1 protein-coding gene is annotated in these 1,487 nt (G+C 66.8%); it reads right to left on the reverse strand.

What is annotated here, in order from left to right; all coding sequences use genetic code 11:
- The coding region (locus ACFPU0_RS14700; RefSeq protein ID WP_377693832.1) for an efflux RND transporter permease subunit at positions 1-1,487 on the reverse strand (1,487 nt) is incomplete at both ends.

Consider the following 1,487-nt stretch of genomic DNA (forward strand, 5'->3'; position numbering starts at 1 on the left):
CCGGTGAAGGCCACCGCATTCTTGTAGGACTCCGCGAGCGACAGGCCCTGGCGCTGGAACTGCAACTGCACGCTGAGCAGGTACAGCGCATAGTCCACGCCGATCCCCACGCCCAGGGCGATCACCGGCAGCGTGGCCACCTTCACGCCGATCCCCATCACCACCATCAGCGCCTCGCAGAGGACCGAGGTGAGCACCAGCGGCAGCAGCGCCACCAGGGTCGCGCGCCAGCTGCGGAAGGTGACCAGGCAGAACACGGTCACCGCCAGGTAGACGTAGAGCAGCATGGTGCGGTTGGCTTCGCGCACCACGATGTTGGTCGCGGCCTCGATGCCGGCACTGCCCGCGGCGAGCAGGAACTGGCGATCCTCGCTGCTGTTCTCGGCGGCGAAACGCGCGGCGATGTCCACCACCTCGTCCAGGGTCTGGGCCTTGTGGTCCTTGAGGAAGGCGATCACCGGCATCAGCGAGCAGTCGGTGTTGAACAGTTCCGGCGTGTTCACCGAGGCCTGCTGGGCGGCGTAGTTGAGCACGTCCTGGTTGCGCTGCAGGCTGAGGAACTTCGGGTTGCCCTCGTAGGTACCGGCGGTGATCTGCCGTACCGCATTGGCCAGGGAGCTGGTGGCCTGCACGTTGGGATGCTGCTGCAGGGCCCAGGCCAGGCGGTCGGCCTGGATCAGGGTCTGGTAGTTCAGGCAGCCTTCCGGCGCGGTCTTCACCATCACCGCGAACAGGTCGCTGGACAGCGCGTAATGGCTGGTGATGTAGGCGTTGTCGCGGTTGTAGCGGGACTCGGGGCGCAGTTCCGGGGCGCCGGCGTCGAGGTCACCGATCTGCAGCTGATGGCTGACCATGAAGCCGCCCACGCCGATGAGGCAGGCCAGCCCGACCGTGGTCATCGCCCAGCGCTTGCCGGTGAAGCGATCGAGGAAGTCCCAGATGCGCCCGAAGCCCTTGTGCGCGGCGGCGTTGGTGTCGATGCGCAGGGCGCGCTCGGCGGCCTTGGTGCCGACGCCGACATAGGACAGCGCCACCGGCATCATCAGCAGCGTGGTGAAGATCAGCACGGCCACACCGATGCTCGCGGTGATGGCCAGGTCCTGGATCACCGGGATATCGATCAGCATCAGCACGGCAAAGCCCACGGCGTCGGCCAGCAACGCGGTGACCCCGGCGAGGAACAGGCGGCGGAAGGTGTAGCGCGCCGCCACCAGCTTGTGGGTGCCGCGGGCGATGTCCTGCATGATGCCGTTCATCTTCTGCGCGGCGTGGGACACGCCGATGGCGAAGATCAGGAAGGGCACCAGGATCGAATAGGGATCGAGGGCATAGCCCAGCCCGGCGACGATGCCCAGTTGCCAGACCACCGCCATCAGCGAGCAGAGGATCACCAGCAGGCTGCTGCGCAGGCAACGGGTGTAGGCCAGGATGATGAAGAACGCGGTGACCACGGCCAGGCCGAAGAAGGCCATGACCCGCAGCAGGCC

It is taken from the genome of Pseudomonas sp. GCM10022186, assembly GCF_042656385.1.
In the GTDB taxonomy this organism is placed as follows: domain Bacteria; phylum Pseudomonadota; class Gammaproteobacteria; order Pseudomonadales; family Pseudomonadaceae; genus Metapseudomonas.